24 protein-coding genes and 1 pseudogene are annotated in these 23,445 nt (G+C 63.3%); 11 read left to right on the forward strand and 14 right to left on the reverse strand.

Annotated elements, in window-relative coordinates:
- Nucleotides 1–146 precede the first annotated feature (146 nt).
- The 9 genes from EJ071_RS21185 to EJ071_RS21225 form a co-directional block, all read right to left on the reverse strand.
- A complete protein-coding gene (locus tag EJ071_RS21185; protein ID WP_126099625.1) occupies nucleotides 147–2,216 on the reverse strand; it encodes an ASKHA domain-containing protein in 2,070 nt (689 codons plus the stop codon).
- Between the two features lie 42 nt (nucleotides 2,217–2,258).
- Nucleotides 2,259–3,236: a methyltetrahydrofolate cobalamin methyltransferase gene (locus EJ071_RS21190; protein ID WP_126099626.1), complete on the reverse strand. Its 978-nt coding sequence runs from the start codon at nucleotides 3,234–3,236 to the stop codon at nucleotides 2,259–2,261.
- A gap of 81 nt (nucleotides 3,237–3,317) precedes the next feature.
- Entirely contained in the window at nucleotides 3,318–4,409 is a 1,092-nt protein-coding gene (locus EJ071_RS21195; protein ID WP_126099627.1) for a methylenetetrahydrofolate reductase, read from the reverse strand.
- Entirely contained in the window at nucleotides 4,406–5,011 is a 606-nt protein-coding gene (locus EJ071_RS21200; RefSeq protein WP_126099628.1) for a methylenetetrahydrofolate reductase C-terminal domain-containing protein, read from the reverse strand. The genes EJ071_RS21195 and EJ071_RS21200 overlap by 4 nt, the downstream gene beginning before the upstream one ends.
- Nucleotides 5,004–5,306, reverse strand: a complete 303-nt coding sequence (locus tag EJ071_RS21205; RefSeq protein WP_126099629.1) for a virulence factor — start codon at nucleotides 5,304–5,306, stop codon at nucleotides 5,004–5,006. Before EJ071_RS21205 ends, EJ071_RS21200 begins: the two co-directional genes overlap by 8 nt.
- 235 nt (nucleotides 5,307–5,541) lie before the next feature.
- Complete coding sequence (locus tag EJ071_RS21210) at nucleotides 5,542–6,057, reverse strand: GNAT family N-acetyltransferase (protein WP_126099630.1); 516 nt, start codon at nucleotides 6,055–6,057, stop codon at nucleotides 5,542–5,544.
- Nucleotides 6,045–6,311, reverse strand: a complete 267-nt coding sequence (locus EJ071_RS21215; protein ID WP_126099631.1) for a DUF1778 domain-containing protein — start codon at nucleotides 6,309–6,311, stop codon at nucleotides 6,045–6,047. Before EJ071_RS21215 ends, EJ071_RS21210 begins: the two co-directional genes overlap by 13 nt.
- A gap of 54 nt (nucleotides 6,312–6,365) precedes the next feature.
- Complete coding sequence (locus EJ071_RS21220) at nucleotides 6,366–7,148, reverse strand: formyl transferase (RefSeq protein WP_126099632.1); 783 nt, start codon at nucleotides 7,146–7,148, stop codon at nucleotides 6,366–6,368.
- Between the two features lie 93 nt (nucleotides 7,149–7,241).
- Complete coding sequence (locus EJ071_RS21225; RefSeq protein ID WP_126099633.1) at nucleotides 7,242–7,817, reverse strand: DUF4893 domain-containing protein; 576 nt, start codon at nucleotides 7,815–7,817, stop codon at nucleotides 7,242–7,244.
- Between the two features lie 121 nt (nucleotides 7,818–7,938).
- On the opposite strand from EJ071_RS21225, the gene EJ071_RS21230 reads away from it, so the two are divergent.
- Together EJ071_RS21230 and EJ071_RS21235 are read left to right on the forward strand one after the other, a co-directional pair.
- The gene (locus tag EJ071_RS21230) at nucleotides 7,939–8,850 is read left to right on the forward strand and encodes an NAD(P)-dependent oxidoreductase (RefSeq protein ID WP_126099634.1); all 912 of its coding nucleotides are present in this window, start codon (nucleotides 7,939–7,941) and stop codon (nucleotides 8,848–8,850) included.
- Between the two features lie 41 nt (nucleotides 8,851–8,891).
- On the forward strand, nucleotides 8,892–9,422 hold the full coding sequence (locus EJ071_RS21235) for a hypothetical protein (protein ID WP_126099635.1): 531 nt from the start codon (nucleotides 8,892–8,894) through the stop codon (nucleotides 9,420–9,422).
- 14 nt (nucleotides 9,423–9,436) lie between these two features.
- Here EJ071_RS21235 and EJ071_RS21240 read toward each other — a convergent pair.
- Nucleotides 9,437–10,077: pseudogene (locus tag EJ071_RS21240) on the reverse strand (DUF1638 domain-containing protein).
- A gap of 53 nt (nucleotides 10,078–10,130) precedes the next feature.
- Here EJ071_RS21240 and EJ071_RS21245 point away from each other — a divergent pair.
- Entirely contained in the window at nucleotides 10,131–10,265 is a 135-nt protein-coding gene (locus EJ071_RS21245; RefSeq protein ID WP_036258641.1) for an entericidin A/B family lipoprotein, read from the forward strand.
- Nucleotides 10,266–10,351: 86 nt separating this feature from the next.
- Here the strand turns inward: EJ071_RS21245 and EJ071_RS21250 are convergent, their stop codons facing one another.
- On the reverse strand, nucleotides 10,352–11,050 hold the full coding sequence (locus EJ071_RS21250; protein WP_126099636.1) for a B12-binding domain-containing protein: 699 nt from the start codon (nucleotides 11,048–11,050) through the stop codon (nucleotides 10,352–10,354).
- A gap of 271 nt (nucleotides 11,051–11,321) precedes the next feature.
- On the opposite strand from EJ071_RS21250, the gene EJ071_RS21255 reads away from it, so the two are divergent.
- From EJ071_RS21255 to EJ071_RS21280, 6 genes are all read left to right on the forward strand, one after another.
- A complete protein-coding gene (locus EJ071_RS21255; protein WP_126099637.1) occupies nucleotides 11,322–12,896 on the forward strand; it encodes a trimethylamine methyltransferase family protein in 1,575 nt (524 codons plus the stop codon).
- 89 nt (nucleotides 12,897–12,985) lie between these two features.
- Complete coding sequence (locus tag EJ071_RS21260; protein ID WP_126099638.1) at nucleotides 12,986–13,678, forward strand: hypothetical protein; 693 nt, start codon at nucleotides 12,986–12,988, stop codon at nucleotides 13,676–13,678.
- A gap of 98 nt (nucleotides 13,679–13,776) precedes the next feature.
- Nucleotides 13,777–14,505: a dienelactone hydrolase family protein gene (locus EJ071_RS21265; protein ID WP_126099639.1), complete on the forward strand. Its 729-nt coding sequence runs from the start codon at nucleotides 13,777–13,779 to the stop codon at nucleotides 14,503–14,505.
- Between the two features lie 163 nt (nucleotides 14,506–14,668).
- Nucleotides 14,669–15,232, forward strand: a complete 564-nt coding sequence (locus EJ071_RS21270; protein WP_126099640.1) for an RNA polymerase sigma factor — start codon at nucleotides 14,669–14,671, stop codon at nucleotides 15,230–15,232.
- Nucleotides 15,233–15,234: 2 nt separating this feature from the next.
- Complete coding sequence (locus EJ071_RS21275; protein WP_126099641.1) at nucleotides 15,235–17,376, forward strand: VWA domain-containing protein; 2,142 nt, start codon at nucleotides 15,235–15,237, stop codon at nucleotides 17,374–17,376.
- A gap of 137 nt (nucleotides 17,377–17,513) precedes the next feature.
- Nucleotides 17,514–17,792: a hypothetical protein gene (locus tag EJ071_RS21280; RefSeq protein ID WP_245459931.1), complete on the forward strand. Its 279-nt coding sequence runs from the start codon at nucleotides 17,514–17,516 to the stop codon at nucleotides 17,790–17,792.
- A 13-nt stretch (nucleotides 17,793–17,805) separates the two neighbouring features.
- On the opposite strand, the gene bmt is transcribed toward EJ071_RS21280, so the two are convergent.
- Together bmt and EJ071_RS21295 are read right to left on the reverse strand one after the other, a co-directional pair.
- Nucleotides 17,806–18,822 (reverse strand): betaine--homocysteine S-methyltransferase, encoded by a 1,017-nt coding sequence (bmt, locus tag EJ071_RS21285; RefSeq protein WP_126099642.1) that lies wholly within the window; start codon nucleotides 18,820–18,822, stop codon nucleotides 17,806–17,808.
- A gap of 268 nt (nucleotides 18,823–19,090) precedes the next feature.
- A complete protein-coding gene (locus EJ071_RS21295) occupies nucleotides 19,091–19,948 on the reverse strand; it encodes a helix-turn-helix transcriptional regulator (protein ID WP_126099643.1) in 858 nt (285 codons plus the stop codon).
- Between the two features lie 228 nt (nucleotides 19,949–20,176).
- Here EJ071_RS21295 and EJ071_RS21300 point away from each other — a divergent pair, with 228 nt between their 5' ends.
- Both EJ071_RS21300 and EJ071_RS21305 read left to right on the forward strand, forming a co-directional pair.
- Complete coding sequence (locus EJ071_RS21300) at nucleotides 20,177–21,199, forward strand: fatty acid desaturase (RefSeq protein ID WP_126099644.1); 1,023 nt, start codon at nucleotides 20,177–20,179, stop codon at nucleotides 21,197–21,199.
- Between the two features lie 77 nt (nucleotides 21,200–21,276).
- Nucleotides 21,277–22,122 (forward strand): PhnD/SsuA/transferrin family substrate-binding protein, encoded by an 846-nt coding sequence (locus EJ071_RS21305; RefSeq protein WP_126099645.1) that lies wholly within the window; start codon nucleotides 21,277–21,279, stop codon nucleotides 22,120–22,122.
- Here EJ071_RS21305 and EJ071_RS21310 read toward each other — a convergent pair.
- Nucleotides 22,084–23,430: a Xaa-Pro peptidase family protein gene (locus tag EJ071_RS21310; protein ID WP_126099646.1), complete on the reverse strand. Its 1,347-nt coding sequence runs from the start codon at nucleotides 23,428–23,430 to the stop codon at nucleotides 22,084–22,086. The genes EJ071_RS21305 and EJ071_RS21310 overlap by 39 nt on opposite strands.
- Nucleotides 23,431–23,445 lie beyond the last annotated feature (15 nt).

Raw genomic sequence — 23,445 nt, forward strand, 5'->3', positions numbered from 1 at the left:
CACGCCAGCCCTTCGATGGCGGGCTAAATGCGCCCGACATGTTTCCAGCGGATTTCACGAAAACAGCGTTTCGGTTTCCGGATCGGGGCGATCCGGAAACATTTGCATGCAAATGAAATCGAAAGGCGTGTCGGTGAGAAGCAGGCCTATCCGCGGCCCCGGCGTGCAGCGCGTTCCTCACGCGAGCGCCGGCGTGGGGTGGCATCGCCGGCGGACCCATCCTCGCTCGCCGCCTTGCGCGGCGGCAGCTTTACCGCGGCGGCCAGCTTCGGGAAGGGGTCGACCTTGTTCGGCAGCGCCATGGCGTAGACGAAGTGCTCCTGGAACTTCGGCTCCAGCGCCGTCTCGATCTTTTCGATCCTGCTCACCGTCTCTTCGATCTCGCGGCGGTAACCTCGATTGAGCAGCGCCATGCGCGCGCCGGCGCCGGCGGCGTTGCCGACGGCCGAGACCTTGTCGAGGTCGCAGTCGGGGATCAGACCCAGCACCATGGCGTATTTCGGATCGATGAAGGAGCCGAAGGCGCCAGCGAAATGGATGCGGTCGACATGGTCGGTGTGCTGCTTTTCCATCAACAGCTTGGTGCCGGCATAGAGTGCTGCCTTGGCGAGCTGGATGGCGCGCACGTCGTTCTGGGTGATGGTGATCTTCGGCTCGCCCTCTTTCAGCACGTAGGAGAAGGTGCGGCCGTTGGGGACGATGCGCGGCGAGCGCATGCTGAGCGATCCATCGACGACGCCGTCCTCGGAGATGATGCCCGACAGATACATCTCGGCGATCACTTCGATGATGCCGGAGCCGCAAATGCCGGTGACGCCCGTCGCCTGCACGCTTTCAGCGAAGCCCGGCTGATCGGACCAGAGCTCCGAGCCGATGACGCGGTAGCGCGGCTCCAGTGTTTCCGGGTCGATGCGCACGCGTTCGATGGCGCCGGGCGCTGCGCGCTGGCCGCCGGAGATTTCGGCGCCCTCGAAGGCGGGACCGGTGGGGGAGGAGGCTGCAACCACGCGCGTGCTGTTGCCGAGCACGATCTCGGCATTGGTGCCGACGTCGACGATCAGCATCATCTCGTCCTGACGGTGCGGGCCTTCCGACAACGTGACCGCGGCGGCGTCGGCGCCGACATGGCCAGCGATGCAAGGCAGCATATAGAGGCGCGCGCCCTGGTTCAGCTTCAGGCCGAGGTCCGAAGCCTTGATACGCACGGCGCCGGAGACCGCCAGCGCAAACGGCGCGCCGCCGAGCTCCGTCGGATCGATGCCGAGGAACAGGTGGTGCATGATCGGATTGCCGACGAACACCGCGTCGAGGATGTCGTTGCGCTGGACATTGCCTTCCGCGCAGACCTTGTCGACGAGGCCGGAGACGGCCTCGCGCACGGCGACCGTCATACCCTCGCGGCCGTCGGGATTCATCATCACATAGGAGACACGGCTCATCAGATCCTCGCCGAAGCGGATCTGCGGATTGGAGGTGCCGGATGAGGCGGCGACACGGCCCGAGAGCAGCGATACCAGATGCATGGCAATCGTGGTCGAGCCGATGTCGCAAGCGAGCCCGTAGGCCTCGTTCTTCAGCCCCGGCCACAGCGCGATGACGCGCGCGATGTCGCTGTCGGCATCCTTGTGGATGGCGGCGGTGGCGGTCCAGTTGCCCTTGCGCAGGATGCCCTGCACCTGCGGAAGCAGATAAAAGTCGAATTCGAGGTTTTTGAAGCCCCAGTCCTTCATCAAAGCGATCTTGAGCCGGTCGAGGTCGCCGAGCGGCTTGTGCATGTCGGGCTCTTCGATCTCGACATAGCACATGCGGATCGCGGTATCGCGGGCGATGACCCTTGTGTCGGCATCCTTGCGGATGGTCTGGGCATTGATGACCGTGTCCTGCGGCACATCGATGACGAGATCGCCGAGGATCTGCGTCGAGCAGGACAGGCGGCGGCGTTCGGGCAGGCCGCGCACACGCTCGTAGCGCTCTTCCTTGGCGCCCTTGGGCGAGATGTGGTCGTTGGACGAGACGATCTTGTGCTTGGCGAAATTGCCTTCCTGCACCTCGATCTGGCAGCGCCCGCAGGTGGCGCGGCCGCCGCACACGCTCTCGACATAGACGCCGAGCTGGCGCGCGGCGTCGAGCACCGGCGTGCCGACAGGGAACCGCCCGCGCTTGCCTGACGGCATGAACAGCACGAGCGGATCGGTTATGTTCGGGGGAGGGTTCATATGCAAATGCCTCCCTCTGTCGAAAAAGTCACAATCTCTACCTTATGCCCTCGCCATGCGGGCCTCCCGGCCGCCGCGGCGGCGACCGCCGGCAGCGGCGGCGCCGTCGCCGGGGGCGGTCACTGCCACCGGAGCCGCGACCGCGTGGCCGCCTTCGGCAGGCTTGTAGTCCTTGTAGGTGCGAATCCAGTTGGTGCAGTTCTCGTCGGTGCCGTTGAGCACATTGGCGCCGCGCACGGCTTCCATTTCCTGCGGGCGGACCGGGTTCATGATGGCGCTCGTCATGCCGGCGCCGATCACCATCGGGATGAAGGCGGCGTTGATGCCATGGCGGTGCGGCAGGCCGAAGGAGATGTTGGAGAGGCCGCAAGTGGTGTTGACCTTGAGCTCTTCGCGGAGCCGCCGCAGCAGCGCGAAGACCTGGCGGCCGGCATCGCCCAGCGCGCCGATCGGCATCACCAGCGGGTCGACGACGACGTCATGCGAAGGGATGCCGTGGTCGGCGCAACGCTCGACGATCTTCTTGGCGACGGCGAAACGGACGTCCGGATCCATCGAGATACCGGTCTCGTCGTTGGAGATGGCGACAACCGGAACGTTGTATTTCTTGACCAGCGGCAGGATGGCCTCGAGCTTTTCTTCCTCACCGGTGACGGAGTTGACCAGCGGGCGGCCCTTGGCGACCTTCAGTCCAGCCTCGATCGCCGCGGTGACGGAGCTGTCGATTGACAGCGGCAGATCGACCAGCCCCTGCACGATCTCCAGTGTCTGAACCAGGAGGCCCGGCTCTGTCTCATTCGGATTGACCGAGGTGACGCCGGCATTGACGTCAAGCATGGTGGCGCCGCAGGCGGCCTGCTCAAGCGCATCCTTGATGACGGTCTCGAAATTGCCGGCCACCATCTCGGCGGCCAGCTTCTTCCGGCCGGTCGGGTTGATGCGCTCGCCGATCACGCAGAAGGGCTGGTCGAAGCCGATGACGATTTCTCGGGTCGCCGAGGCGACGATGGTGCGGGTCATGCGATCTCTCCGTCGGGATATAAAGAGTTCTTTATATCGTTATCTGATTTCGTTCAAGGCGGATGGTGATCGGCCACGCTTTCAGTGCGCGGTCTTCACCATGTCCACCTGGGTTTCGGTAATTTCGTCATGCAGTATGTGGTCGAGCCGCTCGGCGACCACCTGGTCGTCGCGGCGGATCTCCCGCTTCCAGGGCTGGCGGCCCTTCAGCACGCCCGATTCATCGACGATCTCCGCGACATACTCTTCCTGGCGGTAGGCCATCACATGGACGCCGGCGACGCCCGGAATTTCCTTCACCTCGTTGATGATGTCGATGCAGAGCTGCTTGCCTTCCTTCTTCTGGTCCTGCGCGCCTTCAAGCCGCTTGATCACCGCTTCGGGAATGTGGATGCCCGGCACGTTGGAGCGGATCCATTTCGCCGTCTTGGCGGAAGCCAGCGGCCCGACGCCGCACAGGACGAAGACTTTTTCGGTGTGGCCGAGGTCGCGCGCGCTCTGCATGAAGGTTCTGAACATCGGCACGTCGAAGCAGTATTGCGTCTGCACGAACTGCGCGCCGGCGGCTATCTTCTTGCCGAGATGGATCGGCCGGAAATCGTAAGGGGGCGCGAAGGGGTTGACGGCTGCACCCAGGAAGACCTGCGGCGGCGTGGTCAGCTTGCGGCCGGACAGGAACTTGCCGTTGTCGCGCATGATGCGGATGGTTTCGAGCAGCGACATGGAATCGAGGTCGAACACCGGCTTGGCGCCCGGCTGGTCGCCGGCCTGGACACCGTCGCCGGTGAGGCAGAGCATATTGGCGACGCCCATCGCCGCGCCGCCCAGCACGTCGCCCTGGATGGCGATGCGGTTCTTGTCGCGGCAGGCGATCTGCATGATCGGGGCATACCCCATGCGGGTGAGCAGCGCGCAGATACCCACCGACGACATGTGGCAATTGGCGCCCGATGCGTCGACCGCGTTGATCGCATCGACCCAGCCGTCGAAGATCTTGGCGCGGTTGTAGACGTCTTCGGGATCGGCGCTGTCTGGCGGATTGAGCTCGGTCGTCACCGCGAACTCGCCGCGCCGCAGCACGCGCTCCAGCCGGCCGCGCGACGTGTGGCCGGGCAGAGGATCGAGCGGCAGGTGGATGCCGGCCGGGTTCTCGTCGCGCTGGCGGGCGTTCATGCCGAAGCTCCGGGATTCTGGGTCGTTTCCCGCGCGGCGGCGGCCTGCGCGGTCACCCTGAGCCAAGCTGAGGTTTCGCGCAGCGACTGGTCGACCGGCTTCTGCACTGTGAGGATCTTGTCGCCATGCTTCATGTTGCGTGAGCCTTCCCAGGCCTTGACCCAGACGCAGGGCATGTCCGGCTCGACCTCGCAATTGCCATTGGCGCGCACGCCGCCGCAAGGGCCGTTGCGCAGTTGCTTCGGGCAGTTCATCGGGCACGACATGCCGGTCGATGACAGGATGCATTGGCCACACATGCGGCAGTCGAACATGAAGCCCTTGACGCGCTTCTCGACGAATTTCACCGGCGCCTCGACGCGGCCATAGCCGACACCTTTCCACAGCGGATGCAAGAGCAGGAAGACGTCGGCGAACCTGCTGTAGAACCATTCGAGCAATCGCGAATGGCGGATCGACCACAGACGCACCGCAAAGGTGCGCTGGACGCGCCGCTGCGGCGACACGTCGGCAGGCTTGTAGTCGGATTTCGGCGCTGCCTTCTTGACCAAAGTGGCCTGGGTAACAGCCGCCCCTTCTTTGACAGGAGTTGTCTCAGACATTTTCTTTCCCGCCAGCCTTGACCAGAGCGACCAGCCGCTCGCGGTCATATTTCGCGTCGAGTTCCTGGTAGGCTTTCTCGACCTCGGCCTCGATGTCGTCGCCAACTGGAACCGGATCGGCCTTGCGCCATTCGGCCAGGTAGTCGTCGGTGCCGCCGGCGCCGGTGCGCATGGCGCACATGTCGATCGCCTCGGTGAAGCGCAAGGGCAGCTCGCGCTTGGCGTTCTGGCGGCCCCTGCGGACGATGACCTGGGCTGGGATATCGCGCCAATAGACGACGATCAAATCGGCCATGAATTCTCACTCCTCGATGTTCGGAGCATTGCCGCATGCGCCATGGGGCCGCTTGTTATGGGACGACGCGCGCGCCTTCAAAAGCGACGCTGCTTGTGCGGCAAAAGGACTGATGAATCGGCGATTGCGTTTCCTGCCAGATGATCAGACGCTGCACATACTCTCGAATGCTTTCGACCTGGGGCGGAATTGAGGTTGTTCCGGTTCGTCGAATGGGAAGCGATTTGGGTCGCCCTTATTCGTTTCCGAAGTCGCTTGCTCTCAAGTCGGCGATACGGACAATCATGCTTCGCTTGGCATCGAATGGAAGGTCTTCGAAATCGAAGCTGCGGTAAAAGTCTCTTACGGCGTCGTCGAGCGGATGGGTGAGGACACCGAAGCAGCCGATATCAGTGGAGTATCGAACCGCGGTTCTGAGCGCGAAGAGGAGAAGCGAGCGGCCGCAGCCCCGACCTTGATACCGACGATCCACGGCAAGTTGGCCGAGCAACACTATGGGGACCGGGTCAGGGCGATTGCGTTGCGCCGACTTTGGCAGATATGCCCGCTCGATCTGACCGGCACTCAGGGCAACGTAGGCGGCAATGAGACCGCTTGCGGAATCGCAGATGACGCTGGTGCGTGAGACGCCGTCCTGCTGATTGCGCCAGGCATGGCGGCGAAGCCAGTTGTTGAGCGACTCACGACCGCAATCGAAAGCGTCTCTGTCATCGTCCGCCGCGAGCGGTCGAGGCGGCGTCAGTCCTGCCATACGGGACGAGACGCAGCGAGCCTTCGCAAACCGGGTAGTGGTTTCGGCGGCGACTTTGCCCAGGCCTCGAACTTTTCCCAGTCGGCCGCAGGAATCGTTACTATGCGCCCGTCCAGCACCTCCATTTCGGCGGCTTCGACGGCCCTGCGGCGGATGAAGTCACTGAGATTTGTGTTGGCCTGATTTGCGGCCGCTTCAAGTATTTCGCGTTCGCCCAGCGTGACGCGCACGCTGAGGGGAGCCATATTGGACATCGTCAACCTCACCTTCTGTATGACAATAGCATACAATTCACTTGGCTAACAGGGCTACCAGACGCGCTTCGTCAGCCCGGTCCAGAGATAGAACCAGATCGTCGGGTGAAACCACTGCTTCGACGGCAGCCCCGGATCGATCGTCGCAAACTTTCCGGCCAACGCATCGTTCACCGCCGCGACGCAGATATCGCGGGAAAATGCAGCCTGCCGCAGCGCGTAGCTGGCGATGGTGTCGCCAGGTTTTGGCTTGCCACGCGCCTGTTTCAACACGCCGCCCGTGTCGACGCCGGTATCGACCAGGTGGACAGTGGTGCCGAAATTCTCTCTATCGCCGGAAGCCAGCGCCCAGTAGCCGCCATTCATGCCGCGATACTTTGGGGCGATGCCGGCATGATAATTGAGCACCGGGCAGGGCATCTTCGCGAGTGTGTCTTTCGACAGCAGCCGGCAGCCGGCGAGCAGGACGACGCCCGGCTTGATGTTTGTAATTTCCTTGAGGCATTCCGGCCCGTTGGCCGAAGGCACATGGATGATCGCCTGGCCTGGGCGAGGCCCGGTCTCGAGTTTCTCCTCGGCAATCAGACGCGCGGCATGTCCGGCAAGGAAGCGCTTGCCGAGCCTGGTCAGCACCATGGTGCCGAGCTGGCCGATAGCGGAGATCCAGCCCTGGCGGCGGGCGCGGCCGAGCAGCAAACGCTTTTTGGATTCAGGGGTTTCGAGGATAACGCTGACGGGGCCGACGCGATCGGCGATGGCGTTGACGATCGCCCAGATATGCGGGCCGCCCTCCGTGACGACCACGATCGGTCGCGGACTGGATTCCGACGCTGCCATGGCAAGCACCCGCTCTGAAAACCGGCTGGATGCTACGCGGGGCGGGTTAATCCTTGGTGTGCCGCGACCTCAGTCAGACATGCAGGGTCCGGCTCAGCGCTTGAGCTCCATGATGTCGAGCTTCGATTCGTAATAGGGCGCGGGGAATTCGATCCGCCACTCGGTGGCGCTGTTGCGGAAGGCGTAGCCGATCTGGTCGCTTTCGGCGCCGCTGCCATAGGGCTTGGCCTTGTCGTCGTTGACCGAGAACGAGCCGAGATAGATGGCGCGCTTCTCGCCGTCGTCGAAGAAGCGGCCCGTGGTCCGCTGCGAGCCGCTGATCTTTTGCAGCCGCCAGCCGGAACCGTCGTCGCTCACCTTGCATTTGAACCAGCCATAGATGACGAGCGGGCTGATCCCGCCGGCCTTGATGGTGCGGCATTTCCAGTTGCCGGTCAGATCCTTGTCGGAGAAGGCGACCAGCGGCTTGGAAAGCAGCGCGTCGAGCTCTCTGACCTCGGCCGGATCGCCGACCTTCGCTTCCTCGAGCGCGGCCTTGCGCGTCTCGCCATATTTGTCGAGCCGCGCCTTGTCGGCGGCGGTGATCAGCTTCTGCACCTCGCCGTCGGCATGGGCCGGCAGGGCGAAGCCGATGAGGCAAAGGGCGGCAAGCAGCAGGCGACGGGTCATGATGTGTTTCCCGGATCGGTGGCTGGAACAGCTGTTTTGTCTTCTGGCGCACAACTTACCCGTTCGCGGGCCGCTGTCATCCGTGCTTAACAGCGTGAGAGCGGAAATGGCGGTGTGATCGATGCGTATCTTGCTCACGGGATCCTCCGGTTGGTTGGGAAGCGCACTGGCGCCGAGGCTGAAGTCACTCGGCCATGAAGTGACCGGCCTCGACCCGGTTCCGTCGGCGCAGACTGTGGTGGTCGGTTCGGTTTCCGATCGCGAGCTCGTCCTGCGGACGGTCAGCGAAAACGGCATCGAGGCCATCGTCCACAGCGGCGCGCTGCACAAGCCGAATATCGAACACTATGAAAACGCTGACTTCGTCGCGACGAATATGCAGGGCACGCTCAACCTGCTCGACGCGGCGGTGGCGCACGGTGTCCAGCGCTTCGTCTTCACCTCGACGACATCGCTGATGATCTCACAAGCGATCCGCGCCGGCTTTCAGGGCGGCGCGCGCAAGGCGGCTTGGCTGACGGAAGACATGTCGCCGGAGCCGCGCAACATCTACGGCGTGACGAAACTTTCCGCCGAGCATCTCTGCCGCCTCTATCATATCGAGCACGGGTTGCCGGTAGTGGTGTTGCGCACGGCCCGCTTCTTTCCCGAGGCCGACGACATGGCGCATGCGATCGAGCAATCCGACGCCAATACGAAGGCGAACGAGTTGCTGTTCCGCCGGCTGACGGTGGAGGACGCGGCAGAAGCTCATGTCGCGGCGCTGGAGAAGGCGCCGAGCCTCGGCTTCGACATCTTCATCGTCTCCGCGCCGACGCCGTTCCGGCCCGAGGACTGCGCCGAGCTGATCGCCGATGCGCCGGCGGTCGTAGTACGCTACTTTCCGGATTATCCCGGGCTCTATGCGAGAAAGGGCTGGACGATGTTTTCCTGGGTCGACCGCGTCTACGACCCGTCGCGGGCGAGGGAAAAGCTCGGCTTCGTCTGCAAGACGAGTTTTGCCGATGTGCTTGCGGCACTGGCGGCCGAGTAGAAGCGCGGCTATCGTCACGAAGGTCTTCGCGGGAGGCGCGCGTGGGGGTGGCAATTCATTTTGAGGGGCAGTTGCCCGGCGAAAGGGAATATGCCGCGCTGTTGCAGGAAGTCGAAGCGTTTGCTGTCATCCGAGGCTGGCCAGTCCGCAAAATAGAAGAGGTCGAAATGGCTCTCACCCGGATGATCGATGAGCGCGAAGTGGACTATGTCGGCCAGGTCACAGGAATAAAAGTTCTGCCGCACCCCAGGTCGGACCCATTGCGGTTTGAGTTCGACCGAAACCTCTTCATGCAGCAATATTGCAAGACCCAGTTTGCTGGGTCTGACACGCATATCGAAGTCATCGAGTTGCTCTGCAAAGTTGCGCCTCTTTTCGATAAATTCGATGTTTTCGACGAAGGCGGGTACTGGGAAAGCCGCGACCGCTCAATTCTGCAGCGCAACCTCGACACCGTCGAAGCGATGATCTTTGAGGCGATGCACAAAGACCCATCCGCAAGGGGACCACTCCGGCTCGAAAGCGGTCGCGTTGTCGACTTCGTGTCGGATCCCCAACCGGGAGGCGAATAACCCGGAGCCCGGGGCTAACTCACTTCCACAGGATGCGCGGCCGCCCGCGCCAGTTCGCCCGTCAAATCGCCATAGCCGGTCGAGCGGCGCTCATAGGCGAGGCCGAGCAGGCGAGCGGCATGTTCGGCGACCTTGTCGAGCTCCGGATCGTCGGTCTGAGCGAGGTAGATCAGCTTCTCGTAATTGCCGAAATAGTCCTTGATCAGTTCGGGATGCCGGTCGAGGCCGAGCGGCTTGATGAAGAAGGCGTCGAACTGGCGGCAGAGGAAGTCGGTCATGTAGAACGACATCATGTCGTCGTCGGCGACCTTCGCATAGGCGTCCATGCCCTGGTAGAAGGCAAAGCAGTGCGGGCCGGCCATGCGCTCGACGCCGTGCTTCTCGATGACGCGGTCGAGCAAGCCGCCGGTGCCGCAATCGGCATAGCCGACAAAATGTGCTCGTAGCCTTCCGCCTTGGCCTTTTCGATCGCCTTGTCCATCGCCGGCGCGATTCGGTCGGGATAGAAATGGAACTCGGCCGGCAGGCAGGTCAGCTCGAGATGGTCGAGCTTTAGCTGTTGCTTGACGGCCAAAACTTCGCGCGCAATCATCCCGCAGGCGATGACGAGCAGCCTGTCTGTTTGATTCGGTTTCGTTTTTTGCGTTTTGACCAAGTCGGGCCGGCTTTCGCTGCGGGGCTTAATATCTGTCGAGGGAGACACCGTCCATGAAACTGCTACGCATCGCGCCGATGGCCATCCTTGCCTGCGCGCTTGCACTTACCGCCTGCGCCAACACCATCCGGGGCGTCGGCAAGGACGTCAAATCGACGGCAAGGGCGGTCAAAGACACTGTCAACTGATCGGCAACCTCGTCCATCATCTGGGAACAAAAAAGCCGCGCTGCAAGGCGCGGCTTTTCTTGTCGGTCCATCCTGATGCCCTGGGATCAGGCAGACGCGCGAACGTTGTGCTTGCGCTTCATGAAGTCCTTGGCGGTCTCGACCGCCACCGCGGCGTCGCGGCAATAGGCATCGGCGCCGACGGCCTTGCCGAATTCCTCGTTGAGCGGCGCGCCTCCGACCAGCACGACATAGTCGTCGCGGATGCCCTTTTCCTTCATCGTGTCGATAACGACCTTCATGTAGGGCATGGTGGTGGTGAGCAGCGCCGACATGCCGATGATGTCGGGCTGGTGCTGTTCGATCGCATCGAGATATTTCTCGACCGCGTTGTTGATGCCGAGATCGATAACGTCGAAGCCGGCGCCCTCCATCATCATGCCGACAAGGTTCTTGCCGATGTCGTGGATGTCGCCCTTGACGGTGCCGATCACCATCTTGCCCTGCTTGGGTGCACCGGTGGCGGCGAGCAGCGGGCGCAAGATCGCCATGCCGGCCTTCATGGCGTTGGCCGAGAGCAGCACTTCCGGCACGAACAGGATGCCGTCGCGAAAATCCTCGCCGACGATGCGCATGCCTTCGACCAGCGCTTCGGTCAGCACCTTGTAAGGCGCCCAATTGCGCTCGAGAAGGATGTGGGTGCCTTCCTCGATCTCTTCCTTCAGCCCGTCATAAAGGTCGTCATGCATCTGCTGCACGAGTTCCTCGTCGGAAAGCTCGGAAAGGATGATCTCGTCGTCGGACATTTTTTCTCGGGCTCCTTGCTGCTCGGAATGACTGCGGCAGCCTAAAAATCGATGCGCCAATACCTAACCCGCGAGGGCAAGCTAGCCATAGCTGATTTGCGACTTCCCGCAAAAGGAAAGCGACTGAAAAGTTGGCGCTTTTCTTGTCGATTTTGCGACAGGCGTTGGCGCTGGCGGGCCGTTTCCAATAGGGTGCATGGCTACGATCCGGCAAGAAGCGGCGCCAAAGCGGCCGCGAGCCAATTCAGGCCAATCTATAGGAAGAACGATCATGAGCGATAACGCGGCAGTCGAGCAGGAAGCGTCGGGCGGACGACGCGGACGCGGCGCCAGCGGCGGCGCGGCGGCCAGACGCGCAGCCCGTTCAGGCGGCGGTCCCGGCACCCAGCTCACCTACATCAAGCGCAAGATCAACGTCTATGAGGTCCTCAATGAGGAAGGTCTGGCGCTGATCGAAAAGAACACCGACACGGTGCTGGAAGAGATTGGCATCATCTTCCGCGACGACGCCGAGGCGCTCGCGCTGTGGAAGGAGGCCGGCGCCGATGTGAAAGGCGAGCGCGTGCATTTCCCCAAGGGGCTCTGCCGATCGCTGCTCAAGACCGCGCCCTCGATCTACACCCAGCATGCGCGCAATCCCGAACGCTCGGTGCAGATCGGCGGCAACGCGACGGTGTTCGCACCGGTCTACGGCCCGCCCTTCGTGCGCGACCTCGACGGCAATCGCCGTTACGCCACGATCGAGGATTTCCGGAATTTCGTGAAGCTCGCCTATATGGCGCCGTCGATCCACCATTCGGGCGGCACGGTGTGCGAGCCGGTCGACGTGCCGGTCAACAAGCGCCATCTGGACATGGTCTACAGCCATATCCGCTATTCGGACAAACCGTTCATGGGTTCGGTGACGGCGCCCGAGCGGGCCGAGGACACGGTGGCTATGGCCAAGATCGTGTTCGGCGACGACTTCGTCGAGAACAACACGGTGCTGACCAGCCTGATCAACGCCAACTCGCCGATGGTGTTCGACGAGACCATGCTCGGCGCGCTGAAGGTCTATTCGCGCCACAACCAGGCCTGCATCGTCACGCCCTTCATCCTGGCCGGCGCGATGAGCCCGGTAACCGTCGCCGGCACACTGACGCAGGTCTTGGCCGAAGTGCTCGCCGGCGCCTCGTTCACGCAGCTGATCCGCCCCGGCGCGCCCGTGCTGTTTGGCACTTTCGCGTCGTCGATCTCGATGCAGTCGGGCGCGCCGACCTTCGGCACGCCGGAGCCGTCGCTGGTGTCTTATGGCGCTGCACAGCTCGCGCGCCGGCTCGGCCTGCCGTTCCGCACCGGCGGCTCGCTCTGCGCGTCGAAGATACCGGATGCGCAGGCCGCTTATGAGAGCGCCAACACGCTGAACTCGACGATCCTTGCCGGCACCAACTTCGTGCTGCATTCGGCCGGTTGGCTCGAGGGCGGACTAGCCTCCTGCTACGAGAAATTCATGATGGATATCGACCAGCTCGGCATGCAGCAGAAATTCTCGGAGGGCGTCGACCTGTCGGAGAATGGGCAGGCGATGGATGCCATCCGCCAGGTCGGTCCGGGCAGCCATTATCTCGGCTGCGACCACACGCAGGCGAATTTCCAGACCGCCTTCTACCGCTCCAACATCGCCGACAACAATTCCTACGAGCAGTGGCTGGCTGAAGGCGAGAAGACCGCGCCGCAGCGCGCCAACGAGCTTGCCCGCCGCTGGCTGGAAAGCTACGAAGCGCCGCATCTCGATCCGGCGATCGACGAGGCGCTGAAGGACTTCATCGCCAACAAGAAAGCTTCGATGCCCGACGCTTTCACTTGAAAGGAGCCCGAGTCAGGCCGGGCTAAAGTCGCCAACATCATTCACAAGGAAGTCTGGCGGAGCGCGTTCTCCGACCCGGACCGGAAGGGATGATTTTTTCGCGCGGCACGATTGATGTAATCGCGGCCGCGCTGGCAGCCGATGGCCTGATCCTTCGCGGCGGGTTCCGCTTTGCCAGCGATGAAGCCGCGCCTGCGGGGCTTTCCGGTGCGCCCGCGAAGTCCGCCCTTTTGGTCGGGCAGGCTGGCGCGGCACCCTGGCCGCATTTCCAGCGCTGGCTCGCGGGGCAGCCGCCGCAGGCCATCGCCAATCCGCTCGACACTTGGTCGCGCGCAGTGATCGGCGCGGTCGCGCAGGAATTCGGCGCCCGCGTGGTGTCGCCTTCCGACAGGCCCTATCTGCCGTTCCAGCAATGGGCGATGCGGGCGGAGGGGCTGAGGCCGTCGCCGCTCGGCATCCTCATGCATCCGCAGTATGGGCTCTGGCACGCTTACCGCGGCGCGCTGCTGTTCGAGGAGGAGATATTCCTCCCCGAACCTCACCAAACGATTCATCTTTGCGACATATGCGCCGACAAACCCTGCCTAAAATCCTGTCCGGTCGATGCCTATTCCGAGCAGGGTTTTGGCCATCAAGCCTGCCTCGGCCATGTGCGCGGACCTCGCGGTGAGCCTTGCCGGGCCGGCGGATGCCTCGACCGCAATGCCTGTCCATATGGCGCTGCTTATCGCTATCCGCCGGAAGTGCAGGTTTTCCATATGGCGGCATTCGCGCGCCTGTAAGACGCCATCCGCACGAAATCTTGAACAGCGGGCTCCGGGATTGTCTTGCCGCATCGCCCCAGCCAGATATCTATCCGCGACGGCCGACGGAGAGCAGCATGGCGCGAAAAGAGATTGAGATCGAAACCAAGGACGGCAAGGCGAAAGCCGGACTGTTCCGACCGGCGTCCGCGCCCAGAGCCGGCGTCATCCTCTACATGGATGCCTTTGGGCCGCGCCCGGCGCTCGATGATATGGCAGAGCGGCTCGCTGGACACGGCTATGCCGTGCTGGTTCCCGATCTCTTTTATCGCAATGCGCCTTACGGTCCGTTCGATGCCAAGACGGCTTTCAGGGTGGAGGAGACCAAGACAAAGCTGATGGCGCTGGTCTCGGGCACAACACAGGAGATGACCATAGGCGACAGCGGGGCCTTTCTCGATGCGTTGGCTGCCGAAGGTATCGGCACAATCGGCGTCGTCGGCTATTGCATGGGTGGCGCGCGGGCGCTGAACGCAGCGGCGACTTATCCTGACCGGATTGTCGCGGCTGCCAGCTTTCACGGCGGCAATCTGGCAAGCGATGCGCCTGACAGCCCATACCGCAAGGCGGCGTCTATCAAGGCGCGCGTCTATGTCGGCACCGCCGGTATCGACCGCAGCTTTCCGCCGGAGCAGTCGGCGCGGCTGGCCGAGGCGCTCAGGATCGCCGAGGTCGACCACACGATCGAGAATTATGTCGGCGTCGGCCACGGCTGGTGCATAAAGGACCACAGCGTCTATGACGAAGCGGGCGCCGAGCGGCATTGGAAGCGGCTGACGACGTTTTTCGGTGAAGCACTCGGATAGGGTTTTCACTGGTCGATTGCCGGGATGTCGCGCCTGGCGCGAGCCTTCGCATGGCCGCGCTGCCCCTCATCCGCCCCGTGGAACGGGGAGAAGGAAGGCGCTGCCGCAAAAAAATCTTTCCATCGCCCCAAGGATTGGCCATTAGCCTTCGTCCAACAGGCAAATGACGGCGATGATGCTGGACGACAGCGAAGCCTCCGATGCCGAATTGATCGGGCGGGCGAGGGGCGGAGACAGGGGGGCTTTCGGCAAACTGCTCGAAAGGCACTATGGCTTCGTCTATCGCGCCGCCTATCGCTGGTGCGGCCGTAAGGCAGACGCCGAGGACATCGCCCAGGATGTCTGCGTGCGGCTCGGCCGCGCGATCCGCGACTATCAGGGCAACGGCGCCTTCACGACCTGGCTCTACGCCATGACGCTGAACGCGGCGCGCGACATGATGCGCAAGCGCGCACGCGATACCGCCAAGACCGAAGCCTTTGGCACCTATGCGCTGATTGCGGGAGAGGGCTCGGCGGAAAGCCAGGACCCGACCGAGGCGCTGTGGGCGGCGGTGCGCATGCTGCCGGACAAGCAGCGCGACGCGGTGCTGCTCGTCTATGGCGAGGGCCTCGGCCACGCTGCGGCCGCCGAGGTGATGGCGATCTCGGAAACGACGGTTTCCTGGCACATCCATGAAGCGAAGAAACGGCTGAAGGTGCTCATGCGCTCAGCCGGGGAAGTGTGACCATGGTCGACGACAACGAACTCGAAAGGCTGCGGGATCTCGCGGTGCCGGCGCCCGACGGCGAGGCGAAAGCCCGCGCTTTCGCCGCCGCAATGCAGGCCTTCGACTGGCAAGAAAATAATTCGACCGCCACCCAAGGAACGGCAGCAGGTCTTCGTCTCACGGAGCGAGCACAAAAGCTCTGGAGAGAGATCATGCAACGGAAACTCATTGCCACGCCGGCTATCACCGCGCTGGTCGCGCTGCCTATTGCCGGATATGCCGCTTTTGAGATGTTGAAGGAACAGCCGCCCGTCATCGGCGGCAACGGGAAGATCACCGAAACGGTGGCCGACAAGCCGGTGGCGCAGAAGCCAGCGGTCGAGCAGCCGGCGATCAACGAACCGCTGGCCGCGGCGCCCGCCAAGGAGAAGAAGGCCGACGCCGACAGCGAAAGGCGCGTCGAAGACGAGGCGCAGGTTGCGCCCGCATCGCCGCCGAAGCCGGCGACAGAGGTCGATAGCCTGGCCAAGCGGGAAATGGCGCCCGAGGCGATGCCGGCGCCACCGGCTGCGCCGGCAGAGAGCGGTCAACTCGCGTCCGGCGGACGCGCGAATGCTCAAGCGCCCATAGCGGCGATGCAGTCTGCCCAGGCGCCAGCCGGCGCGGTCGCCGATTCCAGGCTGATGGTGCAGCCAGCGCCGATGCCGGCCGATCAGTTGCAGCCGCAGGAGGAAAACCGCGACCGTATCGAGACCTTCAAGACCAATCCGGTGCACGAGACCACCCAGGATCCGGTCTCGACCTTCTCGATCGATGTCGATACCGCCTCCTATTCCTTCGTGCGGCGTTCGCTGAAAGAGGGCACTCTGCCTGACCCCGATACGGTTCGGGTCGAGGAGATGATCAACTACTTCCCATACGACTGGAAGGGTCCGGACTCGGCCGCAACGCCGTTCAATTCGACCGTCACCGTCATGCCGACGCCGTGGAACGAGCGTACCAAGCTGATGCATGTCGCCATCAAGGGCTTTGACGTGAAGCCGGCCGAGCAGCCCAAGGCCAACCTGGTGTTCCTGATCGACGTGTCGGGCTCGATGGACGAGCCGGACAAGCTGCCGCTCTTGAAGTCCGCCTTCCGGCTGCTGGTCAGCAAGCTCAAAGCGGACGACACCGTCTCCATCGTCACCTATGCCGGCAATGCCGGCACGGTGCTGATGCCGACCAAGGCGGTCGAGAGAGAAAAAATCCTTTCGGCCATCGATAATCTGGCGCCCGGCGGATCGACGGCCGGCGAGGCCGGCATCAAAGAAGCCTACAAGCTTGCCCAGCAGTCGTTCGTCAAGGACGGCATCAACCGGGTGATGCTTGCCACCGACGGCGATTTCAATGTCGGCCAGACCGATGACGACGATCTCAAGCAACTGATCGAGAGGGAGCGCAAGACAGGCGTGTTTCTCTCGGTGTTCGGCTTCGGCCGCGGCAATCTGAACGACCAGATGATGCAGACCATCGCGCAGAACGGCAACGGGACGGCGGCCTATATCGATACGCTGGCCGAGGCCGAGAAGGTGCTGGTCGAGGATGCGTCCTCGACGCTGTTCACCATCGCCAAGGACGTCAAGATCCAGGTCGAATTCAACCCGGCCACGGTCTCGGAGTACCGACTTGTCGGCTATGAGACCCGTGCTTTAAAGCGCGAGGATTTCAACAATGATCGCGTCGATGCCGGCGATATCGGCTCCGGCCATTCGGTGACGGCGGTCTATGAGATCACGCCGAAGGGCAGCGGCGCCGAACAGGTCGATCCGCTGCGCTACGGCCAGGGGAAGGTCGACAATGGAGGCGTTGCCAACGCGGACGAATATGCCTTCGTCAAGATCCGCTACAAGCTGCCGAACGAGAATGTTTCGAAGCTGATCACCACGCCGGTGACCGCGGCCAACGAGGTCAAGTCTTTCGACGAGGCAGGAAGCGACCAGCGCTTCTCGGTTGCGGTCGCGGCCTTCGGGCAGAAGCTGCGCGACGAGGATCAGACGGCGAATTTCGGCTACGACCGGATCCTGGAGATCGCCAACGCCGCCCGCGGCGCCGATCCGTTCGGCTACAGAGCCGAATTCCTGTCGCTGGTGCGCCTGGCGTCGTCGCTGGGAACCAACAAGTAGCGCCGCCTATTTGAACAAAGGGCCGGCGGGAAATCCGATGGCCTTTTGCCAATCGTTAAATTGCACGGCTTTTCCGGAACCTCATCGCAATGCCCTCCTGTTAGTCAAAGCCGATAGAGGACTTTGAGGGGCTGGAATTGCATATCACCGGGAACGCGACACCGACGGCGGGCAACCTCCCGGCGCGAGCAGCATCCGCGCCATCCGCCGACTCCACGCGCATCAAAAGTGATGTCGACGCGGCCCGCAACACGGCGCTTTCCGCGCTCAACAACGATCGCTTCCGCGTGATGCTGGAGCAGATCATCGATCCGCGCGCGTCCGGCGCGTTGATGACGATGGGCGCCGACAGCAGCGACAGCGCCGCTACAGACCTCAATACGGCGCTGTCGCGCTACGCTGAAAACAGCGAATAAAGCAGGACCATTTTCAGGCGCGGCTGCGCCGGCGCTCGCGGCGGCCTTCGCCTGCGTCGCCTGCGCTCGCCGTCTTGTTGCGCATCGGGCCGATGCGCTCGACGATCGTCTCGACGGTCGGGCGCCCGGACTTTTCATGCGCGTCGAGCGCCTTGCGCATGGCGGCGAGGTGGGCGAACGAGGTGCCGCAGCAACCGCCGACGATCTTTGCGCCGGCATCGACCGCCAGCCGGACATAGTCGGCCATCAGCTCAGGCGTGCCGGAATAATGGATCTCGCTGCCGCGGAATTCCGGGATGCCGCAATTGCCCTTGACGATCACGGTGGCCTCCGGCTTCGCTTCGGTCATGTCGAGCAGCGAGGCCAGGATATCGGCGGCACCGACACCGCAATTGGCGCCGACACCGAGCGGCGCTTGCGCCAGCCCGTCGGCGACACCATGGATGTCCTTCGGCAAAAGCCCCATCATGGTGCGGCCGGCAGTGTCGAAGGAACCGGTATAGGTGTAGGGCAGGCCGACGCGGATCGCCGCTTCCGCCGCGGCGCGGATCTCGTCGGGCGCCGACATGGTCTCGATCCAGGCGACTTCGGCGCCGCCGGCCTTGAGCCCTTCGATCTGCTCGGCAAAGGCATCGACCGCATCCTCGTAGGTCATGGCGCCAAGCGGCACCAGCAACTCGCCGGTCGGGCCAACGGAGCCGGCGACGATCACCTTGCGGCCAGCCTTGTCGGCGACAGACCGAGCAATCTCGGCGGCGCGCTTGTTCAGTTCGCGCACCCGGTCCTGGGCGTGATGCAGCTTCAGCCGGTGGCGGGTGCCGCCGAAGGAGTTGGTCAGGATGATGTCGGCGCCGGCATCGACGAAATTCTGGTGCAGGCTGACGATGGTTTCGGGCGACGTCTCGTTGAGCAGCTCGGGCGCTTCGCCGGCCTCGAGGCCCATCGCGAACAGATTGGTGCCGGTGGCGCCGTCGGCCAGCAGCACGCCCTTTTCAGCAATCAGCGCGTCGATCGGATTGGTCGCGGTCATGGCTTTGGCTTTCGTATCCTGAATTCGGATAACGATATAAAGAAGTCTTTATATCCAGTCAACGAAATTGCGGCCGGCGAGGCATGCCGGACGGCTGTCTTTTATGGTCCTGGAACGATCTCGACCTCGATCTCGGTGCAGACGCCGCCATTGGTCGGATGATGATCGACAGGGCAGGCGGTGACGACGAGCTGCAGATATTGTTCCGCTCGCAACGTCACATAGCCACCAGGTGGGTTGATCGAGGCCTCGACGACGATGGCGGCGCTCAGACAGAGCCTGAGGGGAAGGACATACCGGCCAGCTTCTGCGTGAAGCTCGCCGTCTCATGCGCGTTGACGTCGGCGGCGCGGATCAGATTGTCGAAATGGCTGGTCAGGGTGCGGATCGGCTGGGTGGCGCTCAGCACCAGATACATGTCGCCGACATAGATTGCTGCGCGGTAGGGCCCGAAGATCGTGTAGGGGATCGAATAGCGCATGCGGCCGTCATAGAGGAACAGGCGGAAGGTCGGGTAAAGGTCGTCGAGCAGGGTCGCCATGTGCAGCAATTGCTTGCGGCGCTCGTCCTCGGGGAAGCGGTCCCAGACGCCGAGTCCGCGCGCGAAGATCTCCAGCGTATGGCGCGGCATGCAGACTTCCATGTCGGTCTCGGGCCGCCTGTTGTAGTCGATGCGGTATTGGGTTTCGCCGGCCTGCGCCTCGCGGCTCTTGTTGGCGATGCCGGCCTCGTAGTCGACCAGCGCCTCGGTGCGCAAAAGGTCCGGAATGCCGGCGGGAACATAGCGGATTTTCGTGCCGGCCGCCTCCGCATGCCATTTGGCGAGCAGGGTGCGGTCGAAGCCGTCGGGCGCTTCCTCGATCTCCAGGCTCTCGCGGATCTCGCCGGTGACGCCTTCGTCATGGCTCAAGCCCAGCAGCCAGTCGAGCGACACCTTGAACTCGGCGGCGATGTTGAGAAGCGTCTCGGCGCGGGGCAGGCGGGTTGAGGCGCCCGAAAGCAGTTGCGAGAGCGCCGAACGGTCGATGCCGACGGCGGTCGCGAAGGCCGACTGGTTCAAGTCGGAGCGTGTCAAGAGCAATTTCAGACGCTCCCGGAAGATCGTCGACAGATCACGCTTGTCCATCACGCTGCTCCTGGTCGAGGGAGGAAAAATTTGCGCCGGCTGGCGTCACAGCGCGGCACCAGCGGAAATGAATCCCCAAGTTTGTTTACAATACATAACATATGCCGTCAAAAATGCGCATTCGCAACAGTTTGTGCGCTTTGTCGCGTTGCGACAACGCAAGGCTCCTGACACAATGTTGTCAGGAATCAAATTGGTTCCGGCGACTGGAAGGCAGTGGTCGATAGCATGACGAGCATAAAGACGAGCATTAATAAGAGACGCAGCAGCACACCGGCCGTGGAATGGCCGACGGTATTCCTCGCACTTTTCTGCTACGGCACGTGGCTCGCCACCGGCTTGCTGCTCTGGCCCTCCCATCCGCTGCTGGCGCTCGCAGTCCTCGCCTTGATACTGGCGCTGCAATCCTCGCTGATGCACGAAGTGCTGCACGGGCACCCGACGCGCAACGCCAGGATCAATGAAGCCTTCGTCTTCCTGCCGATCGGCATGGTCTGGCCGTTCCGCCGCTTCAAGACGATCCATCTTCGCCATCATGCCGACGAGCGGCTGACCGATCCGCTCGACGACCCGGAAAGCTATTATCAGGCGCTCTGGATGCATGAGGAAATGCCGCCGGCGATGAAATTCCTGCTCAAGATCAACAACACCATGGTCGGGCGCTTGATCCTCGGCCCGTTGTTGTCGTCGATCGGCTTCTTCATCGATGACGCCAGGCAGATGGCCGCCGGCGACAAGGCGATCCGCAACGCCTGGCTGCTGCATGCCATCGGCCTTGCCGTGGTTGTGCCGATCGTGACGTTCGGCTTCGGCATCCCGCTGTGGCTCTACATATTGGTGCCGGTGTGGCTCGGCCAGTCGCTGATCTCGGTGCGCACCTATGCCGAGCATCAGTGGTCGGAACATCCGGAAGGGCGCACGATCATCGTCGAGCGGTCGCCGCTCTCGTTCCTGTTCCTCAACAACAACCTGCATTTCGTGCACCACAAGAGCCCGACAGTCGCCTGGTACAGACTGCCGAAGATGTTTCGCGATCGCCGCGAAGAATGGCTGCGGATGAACAACGGCTATGTCTATCCGAATTATTTCGCACTGATCAAATCCTTTGCCTTCAAGGCCAAGGAGCCGGTGGTGCATCCGGTGCTGCGCCGCGCGCCGGAACCCGGCCGCGCCTTCAAGCCGCGCGTCAGGGCGCGTAATGTGAATGGACTTGGAACGGCTCCAGTGCCGGCTGAACCGCCCAAGGAATAATTTCGACTTTCCGCGACCGCTTTTTCGCCGCGGGACGCAGGCGCCGATGGCCGCCTGTTTTTTGGAAGCTATTTGTCATGAGTAAGTTCGTTGCGGCTCTGCCGATGTATGACTGGCCCGAGATGCGTGGCGAGGTCGACGCGCAGTGGGTGCCGCTCCGCGACGCCTTCCGGCAGAGGGGCATCGATGCGCCGGAGAGAATGGCACGCAGCAATCGCGACCTGCCGCCGGTGCCCGGTGGCATCCGCGACGGCGCCCGAAAGCTGATTGCGCCCGATCCGGCGACGCTGCCCCCGGACGAGTTCGATTTCCACCAGCTTTGGCTGAGCCCGGCGCTGCTCTTCGGGCAAACATGCTGGGGTCCGATGGAGCTTGGATTGGCCCGGCATGTGCAGGTAGTCGCCCAGCCAAGCTACGATGCGTTCGAAGGCGGGCAGGGCGAGCTCTATTCCAGCGCGCTGGTGATGTTTTCGGATGGCGGCCCATCGGTTGCGTCGCCCGCAGACGGCAAGGCCGCCATTCCGCTCGATCTGATCCGCGGCAAGCGTTTCGTCTTCAACAATCCGGATTCGATGTCCGGGGTGCTCGGATTGACGCGCGACCTGGAGGCGATGGGCGAAAGTCTCGACATCTTCGCGTCCCGCGGCGAAAGCGGCGGCCACCGGTCGTCGATCGTCGCCGTCGCCGACGGCAGGGCCGACATCGCTGCCATCGACTGCCAGAGCTGGGCATTGGCGCAGCGTTTCGAGCCGGCGGCGAAGCATGTGAAGGTGGTCGGCTGGACGGCAAGGCGCAAGGGCCTGCCGTTCATCACCGCCAGGACAACCCCGATGGACGTCGTTGCGTCCATGTGGGAAGCCATCGCGGGCCTTGGCCTGGAGGGGTCAGTTGCCGAGCAGCCTTTCGTCGAGCGGGTAGTTTGAGAGCTTTTCGTTTCCTCGGTCGGTGATCAGGATCTGCTCCTCGATCTTGACGCCTTCGCGTCCGCCCAGCCGGCCGATATAGCTTTCTGCGCACAGCACCATGCCGGCTTCGAGCACGCCGTCGGGCGTGTCGTCGGTCCAGTCGCTGGCATGCGGCAGGGTCGGGTATTCGTCCGCCAGTCCGACGCCGTGATAGAGCACGCCGTAGCGCGCCGGGAAACAGTCGCCGGGCGGCACCGCCGAACGGCCAACGAGATCGCGGAAGGAGATGCCCGGTCGCATCAGCTCGGTGTTCTGGGCGATCTGGTCGGCGGCGATGCGGAACAGGTCGCGCTGCTCATTCGACGGCCTGCCGTCGCCGCAGAGCCAGGTGCGCGATAGGTCGGCGCAGAAGCCGTAGGGACCGATGAGGTCGGTATCGAAGGCGACGAGATCGCCGTCCTCGATGACGCGTGACGAGCATTCCTGGAACCAGGGATTGGTGCGCGGGCCGGACGACAGAAGCCGGGTCTCGATCCATTCGCCACCGCGCGCGATGTTGCCGCGATGCAGTTCCGCCCACAGTTCGTTCTCGGAAATGCCAGGCTTCAGCGCCGCTTCCATCTCGCCCATCGCCGCCTCGCAAGCGACGATGGCGCGGCGCATGGCAAGGATTTCGTCCGGCGATTTGATGAGGCGCGCATTCTCCATCACCGCCTCGCCATTGCCGACCGTGATGCCGCGGCGGGCAAGCCCGTCCACGCCTTCCGGATTGATGTGATCGACGGCGATACGCCGGTTGCCGCCGCCGTGCTCGGCAAGGAGCTCGGCGATTCCGGTCGCCCAGCGGCGGACTTTCTTGTCGGTCAGCTCGCCGCTGTAGAGATACATCCACGATACCGTGGAGCGCACCTCGTCGACGACGCCGGCGTGATCCGACAAGTGCTCGCAGGAGAAATAATCGAACAGCACCACCGGACCTTCCGTCGCCACGAAACAATGGCGGGTCGGGTTGTGCGCGACCCAGAGCTGCATGTTGGTCGAGTCCGTCGCGTAGCGGATGTTGACCGGGTCGTAGAGCAGGGCGCCGGCATAGTCGCGGCGCTTGAGCTCGGCGCGGATGCGGTCGAGCCGGTAGCTTCGCATGGCCGGCAGGTCGGGAGCGGCAATGCCGGCCGCCGCCCATTCGGCTTCGGCCTGCGCGCCATAGCCCAGCACGTGCTGGTTGAGCGCGGCGGCCTTCTCGCGGGAGGCCTCGCGCAGCGCGTCGACCGAACCTGGCTCGAACGGCATGATCTTGCGGTGGCGACCGAAGCGTAATTTGTCCATGCGGTCCCCCGGGCG

Source organism: Mesorhizobium sp. M1B.F.Ca.ET.045.04.1.1, assembly GCF_003952465.1.
Lineage (GTDB): Bacteria > Pseudomonadota > Alphaproteobacteria > Rhizobiales > Rhizobiaceae > Mesorhizobium > Mesorhizobium shonense.